This is a genomic window from Vibrio misgurnus, from assembly GCF_029635775.1.
In the GTDB taxonomy this organism is placed as follows: domain Bacteria; phylum Pseudomonadota; class Gammaproteobacteria; order Enterobacterales; family Vibrionaceae; genus Vibrio; species Vibrio chanodichtyis.
The window spans coordinates 2,304,882-2,319,284 of the sequence record NZ_CP113241.1; the positions used below are offsets into that span (position 1 = coordinate 2,304,882).

General features: G+C 50.6%; 10 protein-coding genes. 6 read left to right on the forward strand and 4 right to left on the reverse strand.

The features are described 5' to 3' along the window. Positions 1-10: 10 nt before the first annotated feature. On the forward strand, positions 11-1,825 hold the full coding sequence (locus tag OOK74_RS10580) for a protein-disulfide reductase DsbD (protein WP_277207016.1): 1,815 nt from the start codon (positions 11-13) through the stop codon (positions 1,823-1,825). 55 nt (positions 1,826-1,880) lie between these two features. Here OOK74_RS10580 and OOK74_RS10585 read toward each other — a convergent pair whose 3' ends face one another. Further along, positions 1,881-3,629 carry a potassium/proton antiporter gene (locus tag OOK74_RS10585; protein WP_278182767.1) on the reverse strand — a complete coding sequence of 583 codons (1,749 nt, stop codon included), beginning with the start codon at positions 3,627-3,629 and terminating at the stop codon, positions 1,881-1,883. Positions 3,630-3,952: 323 nt separating this feature from the next. After that, positions 3,953-4,627: a 7-cyano-7-deazaguanine/7-aminomethyl-7-deazaguanine transporter gene (locus OOK74_RS10590; RefSeq protein WP_166014129.1), complete on the reverse strand. Its 675-nt coding sequence runs from the start codon at positions 4,625-4,627 to the stop codon at positions 3,953-3,955. 369 nt (positions 4,628-4,996) lie between these two features. On the opposite strand from OOK74_RS10590, the gene gmk reads away from it, so the two are divergent. The 5 genes from gmk (at position 4,997) to OOK74_RS10615 (ending at position 12,048) form a co-directional block, all read left to right on the forward strand. After that, complete coding sequence (gene gmk, locus OOK74_RS10595) at positions 4,997-5,620, forward strand: guanylate kinase (RefSeq protein ID WP_274722560.1); 624 nt, start codon at positions 4,997-4,999, stop codon at positions 5,618-5,620. Between the two features lie 107 nt (positions 5,621-5,727). Beyond that, positions 5,728-6,000 carry a DNA-directed RNA polymerase subunit omega gene (gene rpoZ, locus OOK74_RS10600; protein WP_166014127.1) on the forward strand — a complete coding sequence of 91 codons (273 nt, stop codon included), beginning with the start codon at positions 5,728-5,730 and terminating at the stop codon, positions 5,998-6,000. A gap of 31 nt (positions 6,001-6,031) precedes the next feature. Further along, a complete protein-coding gene (gene spoT / locus OOK74_RS10605; RefSeq protein ID WP_274722559.1) occupies positions 6,032-8,149 on the forward strand; it encodes a bifunctional GTP diphosphokinase/guanosine-3',5'-bis pyrophosphate 3'-pyrophosphohydrolase in 2,118 nt (705 codons plus the stop codon). A 151-nt stretch (positions 8,150-8,300) separates the two neighbouring features. Continuing rightward, positions 8,301-10,379 (forward strand): ATP-dependent DNA helicase RecG, encoded by a 2,079-nt coding sequence (gene recG, locus OOK74_RS10610; RefSeq protein ID WP_278182768.1) that lies wholly within the window; start codon positions 8,301-8,303, stop codon positions 10,377-10,379. 274 nt (positions 10,380-10,653) lie between these two features. Further along, a complete protein-coding gene (locus OOK74_RS10615) occupies positions 10,654-12,048 on the forward strand; it encodes a uracil-xanthine permease family protein (RefSeq protein WP_166014124.1) in 1,395 nt (464 codons plus the stop codon). Between the two features lie 94 nt (positions 12,049-12,142). Here the strand turns inward: OOK74_RS10615 and envZ are convergent, their stop codons facing one another. Both envZ and ompR read right to left on the reverse strand, forming a co-directional pair. Beyond that, positions 12,143-13,447 carry a two-component system sensor histidine kinase EnvZ gene (gene envZ, locus OOK74_RS10620; protein ID WP_274722557.1) on the reverse strand — a complete coding sequence of 435 codons (1,305 nt, stop codon included), beginning with the start codon at positions 13,445-13,447 and terminating at the stop codon, positions 12,143-12,145. 106 nt (positions 13,448-13,553) lie between these two features. Then, positions 13,554-14,276, reverse strand: a complete 723-nt coding sequence (gene ompR / locus OOK74_RS10625) for an osmolarity response regulator transcription factor OmpR (RefSeq protein WP_274722556.1) — start codon at positions 14,274-14,276, stop codon at positions 13,554-13,556. Positions 14,277-14,403: the final 127 nt, after the last annotated feature.

Below are 14,403 nucleotides of genomic sequence, written 5' to 3' on the forward strand. Positions count from 1 at the left end.
GATTTTGCCCATGCGCACACTGTTACTCTATTTTTCGCTGCTATTTGCCCTACTCACTCAGCCGGCTTGGGCACTGTTTGGCAATAATGCCGCCAACAATACTGCCGGTTTTACGGCGAGCCAGAACCGTTTTGTCACGGTCGATGAGGCCTTTCCGTTAAATACTTTCCAGCAAGGTTCGACCCTCTTTATTGATTGGCAGATCAAAGCGGGCTACTACCTTTATCAAGATCGGATCACTATTCATGGTGAAAACATTCAGCTTGGTGAGTACTCACTGACTGAGGGTGAGCCTTACCATGATGAATTTTTTGGTGATGTGCAGATCTACTCCACTCCTCTGTCTGTGCCACTTCGATTAGCGGATTTCCAAAGCGGTGGCAAAGTGATCATCCAGTACCAAGGCTGTGCTAAAGCAGGGTTCTGTTATCCACCAGAAACACGAGTGATCGAAATTGCGCCATTTAGCGCAGAGCCGAGCCACACTGCAGCGCTTAACGCTCCGTTGACAAGCCAACCAGTGTCACCCTCCAACGCGACTTCCTCCACCTCGATACAAGGTTCACTTGCCGATCAGCTCGCGCAAAATTGGTGGACACCACTACTGTTTTTAGCGTTCGGCATCGGCCTAGCCTTTACCCCTTGCGTGCTACCGATGTACCCGATTTTGACCAGCATTGTGCTTGGCGGCACGCAACTCACTCAACGCCGCGCATTGTTATTGAGTGTGGTTTACGTGCAAGGGATGGCTCTCACTTACACCTTACTTGGGTTAGTGGTGGCTTCGGCGGGGCTGCAATTCCAAGCCGCACTGCAGCATCCTTATGTGCTGATCGGGCTCAGCTTACTGTTTGTCGCATTAGCGGCATCAATGTTTGGTTGGTACCACTTACAACTGCCCAGCGCGCTACAAACACGGCTCAATGCGCTGAGTAATGCTCAGCAAGGCGGCCGTCTGCTCGGCGTGTTCAGCATGGGGGCAATTTCTGGTTTAGTCTGCTCGCCCTGTACCACCGCGCCACTCTCTGGAGCTCTGTTATATGTGGCACAAAGTGGTGATTGGTTGACAGGAGCGGTAACCCTTTACGCTCTCGCGATTGGCATGGGTATTCCACTGATTTTGGTTGCGGTATTTGGCCAGCAACTGCTGCCTAAAGCGGGCGATTGGATGGTGCGCGTGAAAACCTTATTCGGTTTCGTGCTACTCGCGGCACCGCTCTTGCTGCTGGAGCGGATTTTACCGGAGTGGTGGGCTAGCCTACTCTGGTCTGCGCTTGGCGTTGCCGCATTTGGCTGGTTATATCATGTTAAAAACAGCCTAGCATTGGGCAGTTGGAAGCAGAGCCTAATCGGGATCGTGGCAATTTTAGGGCTAGTGCTGGCGGCGCAGCCGGTGTTACATCGCTGGTGGATGCCAGCCCAACCGACTCAAGCGGTGAACACCATTCAGTTTCAGCGGATTGCCAATCTACACCAGCTAGAAACCGCTTTAGCCAGTGCTAAAGCACAGGGTAAGCCAGTGATGCTCGATTTCTATGCCGATTGGTGCGTCGCCTGCAAAGAGTTTGAAAAATACACGTTCCACGCCGCCTCCGTTTCACATCAACTGGATGATTTTGTCTTACTGCAAGCGGATGTGACCCAAAATCAGCCGGCCGATATTGAACTGCTGAGCGCATTAAACGTGCTCGGATTGCCAACCATCGAGTTTTGGAATCAACAGGGAGAACCGATGCCAAATGCGCGCATTACCGGCTTTTTGGCAGCAGAGCCTTTTATCAACCATCTCACTCAGCACGGGTTAATCTCGCCAGTTAACCGATAACCGAGGCCTGCGACTGAGCGAAGCGATGATTCGCTCAGTCGTTGAGCATATTTTGCTATTGCTCTGCGTTTTCAATCAACTGCTGCTCGGCCGGTAAACGTAGACCAACCTTGGTCACCTTCCAATCAATCACATCCGCGACCACCCATTGCAGACCATGCCACTCGAAGTGATCGCCCAATACTGGCGTTTCGCCTAAATGCTCCAGCACCAGATCGCTCAGTTGCGCCTCGGCGGTTAACTCACCTAAATCTAAGCCATACAGCAGTGCCACATCTTGCAACTTTGCTTCAATATCCAGGAAAAAGTCACCAAAAAAGCGCGCCAGCGAAGCTTTTTCCGGCGCCTCACTGAACAACTGGCTCAACGCTTCCAAATCACGCTCTTGCGCCATCACACACAGCGTATCGCCTTCACACAACTCGGTACTACCGGAGGGGTGCAGCAGTTGATTATCGCGAAACACCGCGGCAATCCGCGTCCCTTGCGGCATAAACAGATTACGCAGTGGCTCACCAATACACCATTTATCCGCTTTCAATTGGTAGATAAACAGCTCCCATTCGCTGGTCGGATAAATTTCTACCCCAGTGCGTGAAATCGGCTCCGGCTTAGGAGGCAGCTCGACTTTGGCTAATGCCATCGCTTTAGTCAGCGTGCCACCTTGCACCACCAAAGAGACCATCACCACGAAGAAAGCGAGGTTAAAATAGAGCTGAGCATTAGGCAGCCCGGCCATCATCGGAAATACCGCTAAGATGATCGGCACCGCGCCACGTAACCCGACCCAAGACACAAACCATTTTTCACGCGCGGTAAAACTTTTAAACGGTGCCAAACCAATCCATACCGCAATCGGGCGCGCCAACACGATCATCCCAACCGCTAACGCTAAACCAGGCAGTGCAATCTCCAGCAGTTCCGATGGTGTAACCAGTAGCCCCAGCACCAAAAACATGCCAATTTGTGCCAGCCAAGTCATGCCATCAAGCACGTTGAGGATAGAGTGGCGACTACGGGTTGGCCGATTCCCTAGCAGCAACCCCGCAAGATAGATCGAGAGGATACCACTGCCGCCCAGCGCATTAGACAGGGCAAAGATCATCAAGCCACCACTCACCGCCAGAATCGAGTACAAACCTTCTGGCAACTGATTACGGTTGATCAGCCACCACAAAATCCAACCACCAGCCAAACCAAGTAGCGCGCCTACCCCAAATTGCTGTAGGAAATTAAGCAATAAAAAACCAGCACTTAAATTGGCTTCGCGGCTGCCAAGCACCGCGATTAGAGTCACGGTCAAAAATACCGCCATCGGATCGTTGGTTCCGGACTCAATTTCCAAGGTTGCACCAACCCGCTGATTGAGGCAGCGGCCTTTAAGCAGTGAAAATACCGCGGCCGCATCGGTCGAGCCGACAATCGCGCCGACTAACACACCTTGCAATAAGCTCAGATCAAATAACCACATCGCAAGCAACCCAGTCAGCAAGGTGGTGATCGCCACACCTAAGGTTGCCAGTGAGACCGAAGGCCAAAACGCGACCCGAAAACTAGCCACCCGGGTACGCATGCCACCATCAAGTAAGATGATTGCCAAAGCGAGGTTACTGACCAGATAAGCGACCGGATAATTATCAAAACCGATTTGGCCGATGCCATCTTCGCCGGCCAGCATACCCACCGCCAAAAACACCAATAAAATCGGGATCCCCAATTTTGATGACACAGGGCTGAGTAGTACGCTGATACCGATTAGTAAGGCACCTATCATGAAAAAACTGTTAATCGTAACCGCGTCCACTCTTCCTCCTAGTCAACTATTAACCCATTACTGGGTTGTACTTATTATATTGCTCAACTCATGCAGCCCTGACCAAAATTAGCCGGCCGCAGGGCTGATTTCATCCAGTATCTTGTGCCCCCATTGTGCACTAATTGATGACAGGCTAAGAAAAGTTTATGCAAACAAATCACTTTCGCGCGAGCTTTTTATCCATAAGGTGAATAAACGGGTGCCGCTGAGATTCAACCAGCATAAAAAAACCCGAGAGATTGAATTCTCCCGGGTTTAATCTTTTCCTCGCTCTGCCGCTTATATTTGAGCTTTAGCTCTAACAGGCTGAATTATGCAGCTTTAACACTTGCCGCAGTGAAGTGCTGATTGATCATGGTCAGCTTTTTGATCAGGTAGTTGAGCAGCACGCCATAAATAGGCACAAATAAACCTAAACTAATGATCAATTTGAAGCTGTAATCAACCAAGGCAATCTCCATCCAATGCTCCGCCATAAACGGGTCACTGCTTTGGTAAAAAGCAATCGCGAAGAAAGCCAAGGTATCAAGCGCATTACCAAGCAGAGTGGAACAGGTCGGCGCAATCCACCACTGCGGCATTTGCCGTAGGCGGTTAAACACCTGCACATCCATAATCTGTCCAAGCAGGTAAGCCATAAAGCTGGCCATCGCGATACGCGCCACAAACAGATTGAACTCACTGAGTGGGGCAAAGCCTTGATATTGACCTTCAAAGAACACCACTGACAGTAAATAAGAGACGCTCAACGCAGGCAGCATCACCCAAAAAATGATCCTACGCGCTAATCCGGCACCAAAAATTCGCACCGTTAAATCGGTGGCTAAAAAGATAAATGGAAAAGTAAACGCGCCCCACGTAGTGTGGAAACCGAAAATGGTAAACGGGATTTGCACCAGATAATTGCTAGAAGCAATGATCACGATGTGAAACAGAACAAGATAGCCAAGGGCTTTGCGCAATTGCGCAGGGGTAAAGTGGTTCATACTGTACCTTTTTAGTTTGGTTTGGGGGCGAGGGAACCCAAATTGGAAGCACGCTTCCGACTCAAATTTTACGTGATTGACCTGCGGCCAGCTCACAAGGGCGGCGATTATATCTCAAACGTTATTCGGTGCAAGGGTATTTTTTGCACAAAAATCCCACAACTTCTTCACGCCTCCTTGATTAGATAGCTTAACAAAGTTTAAGTCGCAAATGCGGCCAATACTTGAGAAGATCCCGCACATCGTGCTACTCTTCGCCTCCATTTTTCTGGCTGAAAAATCATCCAATTCGGATAACAGCTGGTGCTATCTTTAACTGGTTGCTGATTGAGGCAAACAGACAATCCAAACCTAAGTGGAACCGAATCGATGGGCAAAGGCACTCTTTATATCGTTTCTGCACCGAGTGGCGCAGGTAAATCGAGCTTAATTGCCGCGCTGTTGGAGCAAAATCCAACCTATGCAATGAAAGTCTCGGTATCCCATACCACTCGTGGTATGCGCCCTGGAGAACAAGATGGCGTGCATTACCATTTTGTTGAAAAAGAGCACTTTATTGAGCTGATCGATAAAGGTGAATTCCTCGAGTACGCTGAAGTGTTCGGTAATTATTACGGCACTTCACAGGTATGGATTGAAAACACACTCAACAAAGGGATTGATGTTTTTCTTGATATCGATTGGCAAGGCGCGCGCCAAATTCGTAGCCAAATGCCAAACGCGAAAAGCATCTTTATCCTACCGCCGAGCAAAGAAGAGCTTGAGCGCCGCTTAAATACGCGCGGTCAAGACAGTGAAGCGGTGATCGCAAAACGCATGAGTGAAGCTAAATCAGAGATTTCGCATTACAGCGAATATGATTATGTAATCATTAATGATGATTTTGATGTCGCATTAATGGATTTCAGAGCCATCATTCGTGCAGAAAGATTGAAGCAAGACAAGCAAGCTGCTAAATATAGCTCGATGCTTTCTGCGCTGTTGGCGGAATAAACCGCCAACTTAGGTTGCCAGCCCTGTCGGTTGCTAGAATCTCAACCGGTTAGGCTGTATACTTTCTCGTCATTCACTATATCCGTTAACTAAATTTTGGAGTTCTCATGGCACGCGTAACAGTTCAAGACGCTGTTGAAAAAATTGGCAACCGTTTCGACTTAGTTCTGGTTGCGGCTCGCCGCGCTCGTCAAATGCAATCTGGCGGTAAAGATGCATTGGTGCCGGAAGAGAACGATAAGCCAACGGTTATCGCACTGCGCGAAATCGAAGAAGGGCTGATCACGAAAGAATTGCTCGATGCGCGTGAGCGTCAAGAGCAGCAAGAGCAAGAAGCGGCAGAGCTGGCTGCAGTTAGCAGCATCATGCATAACCGTTAATTATCGCGACTTAACCCGCCGGGCCTGAAATTTGTATCTATTCGATAGTCTAAAAGACGTTGCCCAAGAATACCTCACAGAGCCTCAAATCGAGGCTCTGCGCCGATCTTATGTGGTAGCGAGAGATGCCCATGAAGGGCAAACCCGCTCAAGCGGCGAACCTTACATTATCCATCCGGTGGCGGTTGCACGGATCTTGGCCGAGATGCGTCTCGACTTAGAAACGCTACAAGCGGCGCTACTGCATGATGTGATTGAAGATTGTGAGGTCACCAAGCAAGACCTCGATGCCCTATTTGGCAACTCAGTCGCCGAATTGGTGGATGGCGTCTCGAAACTCGATAAACTTAAATTTCGCGATCGCAAAGAAGCGCAAGCAGAAAACTTTCGCAAAATGGTGCTAGCCATGGTGCAGGATATTCGCGTTATCCTGATCAAATTGGCCGACCGCACTCACAATATGCGTACCCTTGGTGCGCTGCGCCCAGATAAAAAACGCCGCATTGCCCGCGAAACCTTAGAAATCTACGCACCGCTGGCCCATCGTTTGGGGATCCATAACATCAAAACCGAACTCGAAGAGCTGGGTTTTGAAGCGCTCTACCCTAACCGTTATCGAGTGCTCAAAGAAGTGGTCAAAGCGGCGCGTGGTAATCGCAAAGAGATGATCCTGCGTATTCACAGTGAAATCGAAGGTCGCCTCAAAGAAGTCGGCTTGCCTGCCCGAGTGGTAGGGCGAGAGAAAAACCTGTTCTCAATCTATAACAAAATGAAAACCAAAGAGCAGCGTTTTCACACCATTATGGATATCTATGCGTTTCGGATCGTGGTGGATAGCGCAGATACCTGTTATCGGGTATTGGGCCAAGTCCACAGTTTATACAAGCCACGTCCGGCGCGTATGAAAGATTATATCGCCGTCCCGAAAGCCAATGGCTACCAATCGCTGCATACCTCGATGGTTGGCCCACACGGCGTGCCTGTCGAAGTGCAGATCCGTACCGAAGATATGGATCAAATGGCCGATAAAGGGGTGGCAGCCCATTGGTCATACAAAGCCAATAGCGAACGTGGCGGTACGACGGCACAAATCAAAGCACAGCGCTGGATGCAAAGCTTGCTCGAATTGCAGCAAAGTGCGGGTAACTCGTTTGAATTTATCGAAAACGTCAAATCAGATCTGTTCCCCGATGAGATTTACGTGTTCACGCCTAAAGGGCGTATCGTTGAATTACCGGTCGGCGCGACCGCGGTGGACTTTGCTTATGCGGTCCATACCGACATTGGTAATACCTGTGTCGGCGCACGCGTCGATCGCACACCTTACCCGCTCAGCCAATCGCTGAAAAGTGGCCAAACGGTGGAAATCATCAGTGCACCGGGCGCACGCCCAAATGCAGCATGGCTTAACTATGTAGTGACTTCACGCGCGCGCACTAAAATTCGCCAAGTATTGAAAACCATGCGTCGCGAAGACTCAATTATCCTTGGCCGCCGCTTGCTCAATCACGCGCTAGGTGGTCAGCCGATCAGCGAAATCGCGCCACAAAATATCAGCAAGGTATTGAGCGACCTAAAAATCGCCTCGATGGATGATCTGCTGGCGGCGATTGGCCTAGGTGAACTGATGAGCATTGTGATTGCCCGCCGTCTATTGGGCAATGCCGATGAGCTAAGCGAACCAAACCAGCCAGCAAACAATAAACACAAACTACCGATCCGCGGAGCCGAAGGAATTCTGCTCACCTTTGCCAATTGCTGTCACCCGATCCCAGATGATCACATCATCGCCCATGTTTCGCCGGGACGAGGTTTAGTGGTACACCGCGAAACGTGTCCGAATGTGCGTGGCTACCAAAAAGAGCCGGATAAGTACATGGCGGTCGAATGGACCAAAGATTACGATCAAGAGTTCATTACTGAGCTGAAAGTCGATATCCACAATCGTCAAGGTGCACTGGCAGAGCTCACCAACGTGATCTCTAATACCGGTTCCAATATTCACGGGATCTCCACCGAAGAGCGCGATGGTCGCTTGTATACAGTGACGCTACTCCTGACCACCAAAGATCGGGTCAACTTAGCCGACATTATGCGCAAGATCCGTAGCATGCCACATACGCTCAAAGTACGGCGGCGCAAAAACTGATCGCACGCTAATTCTTAAGCGACCAGCCCAAACCGATCAGTAACCGCAATAGGCATCCGTTAAGCTTGCCTGTTGCGGTTAATTTTTCCTGTACAAAAACACAGCTCAATGTTTGAATAGCCTTTCTGTCAAATAGTTAGAACCGATGCGCATGTCACAACTCCTGTCCAGCGTTGCCCTTACCGAGCTCTCCGGTGTCGGAGCCAAAGTTGCCGAAAAACTGGCGAAAATCGGTTTGCACAACGTGCAAGATCTGCTGTTTCATCTGCCACTGCGTTATGAAAACCGCAGCAAGGTTTATCCGCTGGTGCAACTGAACCACGGCTTATGGGCCGCGGTGCAAGGTAAGGTGATGGCCGCTGATACGCTATTTGGCAAACGCAAAATGCTCAGCGTGAAAATCAGCGATGGTAACGGCAGCCTGACGCTGCGCTTTTTTAACTTTAGCGCAGCCATCAAAAACAGCTTTGCTGAAGGCAAGTGGGTACATGCCTATGGTGAAGTCAAACGTGGCCCGCACGGTTTAGAGATCATTCATCCCGATTATCACTTTGTGGTCGCCCCCCAAACCACACAAGCCGAAGCCAATCTGACACCGGTGTATCCCACTACTGAAGGGCTACGCCAACTCACCTTACGTCATTTGACCGACCAAGCATTAGCGCTACTGGAAAAATCGGCAGTGCAAGAGCTACTACCCTCGGGGCTGTACGATCAGCAGATGACCTTGGCTCAAGCGCTGAATATCATTCATCGCCCTTCGGCGGATATCGATTTAGGCCAGTTTGAGCAAGGACGACATCCCGCACAAGTGCGACTGATCATGGAAGAGCTACTGGCGCAAAATCTTTCGATGCTGGCGATTCGCAGCCAAGGCCAGCAAGATACCGCCTTACCACTGGCTCCTGTCCACCAACTCAAGCAGCAACTGTTGGCACAACTGCCGTTTTCACCGACCCAGGCGCAACAACGGGTAGTGGCGGAAATTGAAGCAGATCTCAGCCAAGCGCAACCAATGATGCGTTTGGTGCAAGGTGATGTCGGCTCAGGCAAAACCTTAGTCGCGGCGCTCGCAGCGGTACGCGCGATTGAGCATGGCTATCAAGTGGCTTTAATGGCTCCCACTGAGCTGCTCGCCGAGCAGCACGCACTCAATTTTGCCCAGTGGCTAGAACCGATGGGCATTCAAGTCGGCTGGCTGGCCGGTAAACTCAAAGGTAAAGCACGCGAAAACGAGCTAACCCGCATCGCAACCGGTGAGGCCAAAATGGTGGTCGGCACCCATGCACTGTTTCAACAGCAGGTTACATTTGACCACCTTGCCCTCGTAATCATCGATGAGCAGCACCGGTTTGGCGTCCATCAACGCTTAGAGTTACGCGAGAAAGGTGCAAAACAAGGCGCTTATCCACATCAACTGATCATGACCGCTACGCCTATCCCGCGTACGTTAGCGATGACCGCTTACGCGGATTTAGAAACCTCAGTGATTGATGAGTTGCCCCCCGGGCGCACTCCAATTCAAACCGTGGCGATCCCCGATACCAAACGCGATGAGATTGTCGAACGCATTCGCCATGCCTGCCTTAACCAAGGCAAACAAGCGTATTGGGTGTGTACTTTAATTGATGAATCCGAACTGCTCGAAGCGCAAGCCGCGGCAGAGACAATGCAAGATCTGCAACGCAAGCTGCCGGATCTGCGCATCGGTTTAGTGCACGGGCGAATGAAAGCGGCCGAAAAGCAGGCAGTAATGCAAGCCTTTAAAGCCAACCAACTGCATCTGCTGGTGGCGACCACAGTGATTGAAGTGGGGGTGGATGTGCCGAATGCCAGTTTGATGATCATCGAAAACCCTGAGCGTTTAGGGCTAGCTCAACTGCATCAGCTACGCGGACGGGTCGGCCGAGGCACCATCGCCAGCCACTGTGTATTGCTGTTTCACGCCCCACTCTCGAAAACAGCGCAAAAACGTTTAGCGGTACTGCGCGACAGCAATGATGGTTTTGTGATCGCCGAGCGCGATCTAGAAATCCGTGGCCCCGGCGAACTGTTGGGCACCAAACAGACTGGGCTGGCTGATTTCAAAATTGCCGATCTGGTGCGTGATCAAGCATTAGTGCCGCAAGTGCAGCGTATTGCCAGACACCTCCACCAGCGCTATCCGCAGCATGCACAAGCCATCATTCAGCGTTGGCTCGGCCAGCGCGATATTTACGCCAAAGCATAACGGCTCATCTGCCCCAGCCAGCGAAAACGCCCAAAGCAACCGTTTGCTTTTTTGATAAAAACCTCTATAATCGCCGCCATTTTACGGTTGACGCAAACGTTTACCTTGCTATACCCAAACCGGTTTAAGCTGCAGCTAACCACGCCGCTGCTGAGCATGGTAAGGGCTACTCTGAGCAGAGTCTGATTAACAGCAATCACAGAGGCGGCTTCTGCTCCACCTTAACCACCCATTCAGCGTGCGCAAGGTGTTATTTATCATCAGGAAAATCGCTATGACACAATCAACTTCGCGCCAAGCCGATCTGGTCTATCAACTCAATGATCGTCCACCTTTGCCACAAACGTTATTTGCCGCCCTGCAGCATTTACTAGCGATGTTTGTCGCGGTGATCACGCCATCGTTGATCATCTGTCAATCGCTTGGCGTACCGGCCGATCAAACCAATACCATCATCAGCATGTCGCTGTTTGCTTCTGGTGTCTCCTCGTTTATTCAGATACGCACCTTTGGTCCGATTGGATCTGGCTTACTATCGATTCAAGGCACCAGCTTTAACTTTTTAGGGCCAATTATTGGTGCTGGCCTTGCGCTCAAAGCGGGCGGAGCCAATATCGAAACCATGATGGCGGCTATTTTCGGCACCATTTTAGTCGCTTCATGCGCAGAGATTTTACTGTCACGCGTGCTGCAATTTGCCCAGCGCATCATCACTCCGCTAGTGTCTGGGATTGTGGTAACGTTGATCGGCCTTACCTTAGTTCAGGTCGGATTGGTTTCGATGGGCGGTGGCTATGCGGCAATGGCCGATGGCACTTTTGGTAGCCTAGACAAACTGGCCCTGGCCGGTACCGTATTAGCGATCATTGTGCTGCTTAACCGAGCGCACAATCCTTACGTGCGTATCGCGTCAATTGTGATTGCAATGCTGGTCGGCTATGTGATGGCCTACCTGATGGGAATGGTCAATACCGATAACTTAGCAGAAACCCAACTGATTGCGCTGCCAATCCCGATGCAATTCGGCTTAGGCTTTGATTGGTCACTGTTTATCCCGCTGGTACTGATTTTCCTGATCACGGCGCTAGAAGCGATTGGTGATATCACCGCTACCTCTGAAGTGTCTGGTGAACCGGTCAAAGGACCAGTGTATATGAAGCGCATCAAAGGTGGGGTACTGGCGGACGGTCTGAACTCGGCAATTGCGGCGCTGTTTAACAGCTTCCCGAACTCAACTTTCAGCCAAAACAATGGCGTGATCTTATTGACCGGTGTCGCCAGCCGTTATGTTGGCTATTTTATCGCGGGCATGTTGGTGCTGCTTGGCCTATTCCCAGGTGTCGCGAGCTTTGTACAGTTGATCCCTGAGCCAGTATTGGGCGGTGCAACCATTGTAATGTTTGGTACCATTGCCGCAGCCGGGGTGCGCATCATTTCACGGGTGGATTTGGATCGCCGAGCGATTCTGATCATGGCACTATCATTCTCAATGGGACTCGGCATCGCGCAAAAACCAGAAATTCTGCAGTTTATGCCCGATTTTATTAAGAATCTGTTCTCTTCTGGTGTAGCAGCCGGTGGGATCACCGCGATCGTGCTGAACTTGCTGCTGCCAGAGGTACGCCGCGATGAAAAAGCTGCTCCAGTAGTGAAAACTGAAGCAGCGTAATAATCAAACTAGGCAAGCAGACTAGGTAAGACAATCAACCTGACGGTTGAGACAGGGCTAATTTCGGTTAGCCCTGTTTTTTACTGTTGCAGTCTTATTTGGTGGGAAAACTGATTTGGGCGCGTAAGCCACCTTGGCTTCGGTTACTCACCGCCACCGCACCGTGATGTTGGCTGACGATCCGTTTCACAATCGCCAATCCCAAACCGGTACCTTCACTACCACGAGCCGTATCGCCACGGGTAAAAGGTTCAAACACCTTATTCACTTGGCTAGGTTCAATGCCGGGGCCATTGTCTTCGACACACAGCCAAACCAACTGCTTATCCGCCGTCATACCACTACTCACCTTAACCCAGCCATTGCCATAGCGCAGGGCGTTAACCACCAAATTACTCAGCGCACGCTTAATCGCAATCGGATTACCAAAGGCAGGAACTACCTCAGCTTGCAGATCGGTTTCAATCTGCACTTCATAGCCGCCTTCCGAACTGGCCACATCATTGGCAATCTCGTTAATATCCACCGCCTCAAAAGCTTGCCGATTGACCGGTTTTAGGTAATCCATAAACTGGCTGATAATTTGATTACACTCTTCGGTATCACTGATCATACTCTCTGCCAGATAACTATCTTGCGGCGACATCATCTCCGTTGCTAAGCGGATGCGCGTGAGTGGAGTTCGTAAATCATGGCTGATCCCAGCCATCAGCAAGGCGCGATCATCTTCTAGCGCTTGAATGCCTTTCGACATGCGATTAAATGCCCGCGTCACGGCCCGAATTTCCAACGTACCTTGCTCTGGTAAATGAGGGGGAATCTCACCACGGCCAACCATGTGCGCGGCTTTTTCTAGCGCCATCAACGGCCGATTTTGCAAACGAATGAACAGCCAGCCACCCAGCACAATCAGCAGCGCCATAATGATGCTGTTACGAAACAGTGGCGCGAAATCTTCTTCTTGTAACTCAGAGAGGGGGATGCGTAATAATTGGCCGGGCAGCGAGTCAATCTTCATCCACAAGATATAGCTCTCCTCGCCAAGAGCCATGCGCACCTCGGTCGGCGAGCCAAGTTCGCCACTCATCTCTTCGCTCATTAAATCGATACTCAGCGCATGCTGGAAATCAGCCGCAGCAGAACTGTCGTCACTGTGAATAGTCACTCCCAATTGCTCAAGCACCCGCCGTTTGAGTAGCGCGTCCATCTCTGAACTCATCGCCGATTGACTGGTGTCATCCAGCATCAAGCTAATTTCATGAGCAAGAATTTTATTGAACTGCTGCAAACTTGGCAGCAAGGCGTAATTAAACACCGCGTAGTAAGAGTAAATTTGACTGGCAATCAGCAGAGAAAAAAACAGCAGGATCGATTGAGTAAATGAGCTGCGAATTCGCATAAGTCACCTAAATATGTACCCAAACCGCTTGAGGTTTCCGGGCGGAAGGCGCTAGCAAGGGCACGCTCAGAGCGAAGACGCCCTTGCTCGGCGTGCCTAGAAAAGGTTAGCTGGCCGCTTTACCATCAGGAACAAACACGTAGCCAAGTCCCCACACCGTTTGAATATAGCGCGGTTTGCTCGGATCGACTTCTAACATGCGACGCAGACGAGAAATTTGCACATCAATCGAGCGCTCCATCGCTGAATATTCACGGCCACGCGCCATGTTCATCAGCTTATCGCGCGACAGCGGTTCACGAGCATTGGTGACTAACGCTTTCAACACCGCAAATTCACCCGAAGTAAGTGGCATCGCCTCTTCGCCGCGGAACATCTCACGCGTACCAAGATTGAGGCGAAATTCACCAAATTCGATGATGGTCTCTTCCGCGCTCGGCGCTCCCGGCGCTTCAATCACTTGACGACGCAGGACGGCTTTAATGCGAGCCAGCAGTTCACGCGGGTTAAATGGCTTGGGCAGATAATCATCCGCGCCCACTTCTAGGCCGACGATTCGATCAATCTCATCGCCCTTGGCCGTCAGCATCAAGATCGGGATCATATTGTTGGTATTACGCAGACGACGGCAAATCGACAGTCCATCTTCTCCCGGCAACATTAAATCCAGCACCATCAGATGAAAGTTTTCACGCGTCAGTAGACGATCCATCTGCTCACCGTTGGCTACGCTACGCACTTGAAAACCCTGCTCCGACAGGTAACGCTCAAGCAGCGCACGCAAACGCGCATCATCATCTACCACTAAAACTTTATGATTTTCCACCATGATCCCACCTGATTATTCTTCGCATCTCGACCGATTCAATTCCCGCCACTGCGGGAGAGTAAAATGTAACATCGTTACCCATCACCGATCGCAAAGAATTGTTAATCTTTATGTCTTGGAGCAGATA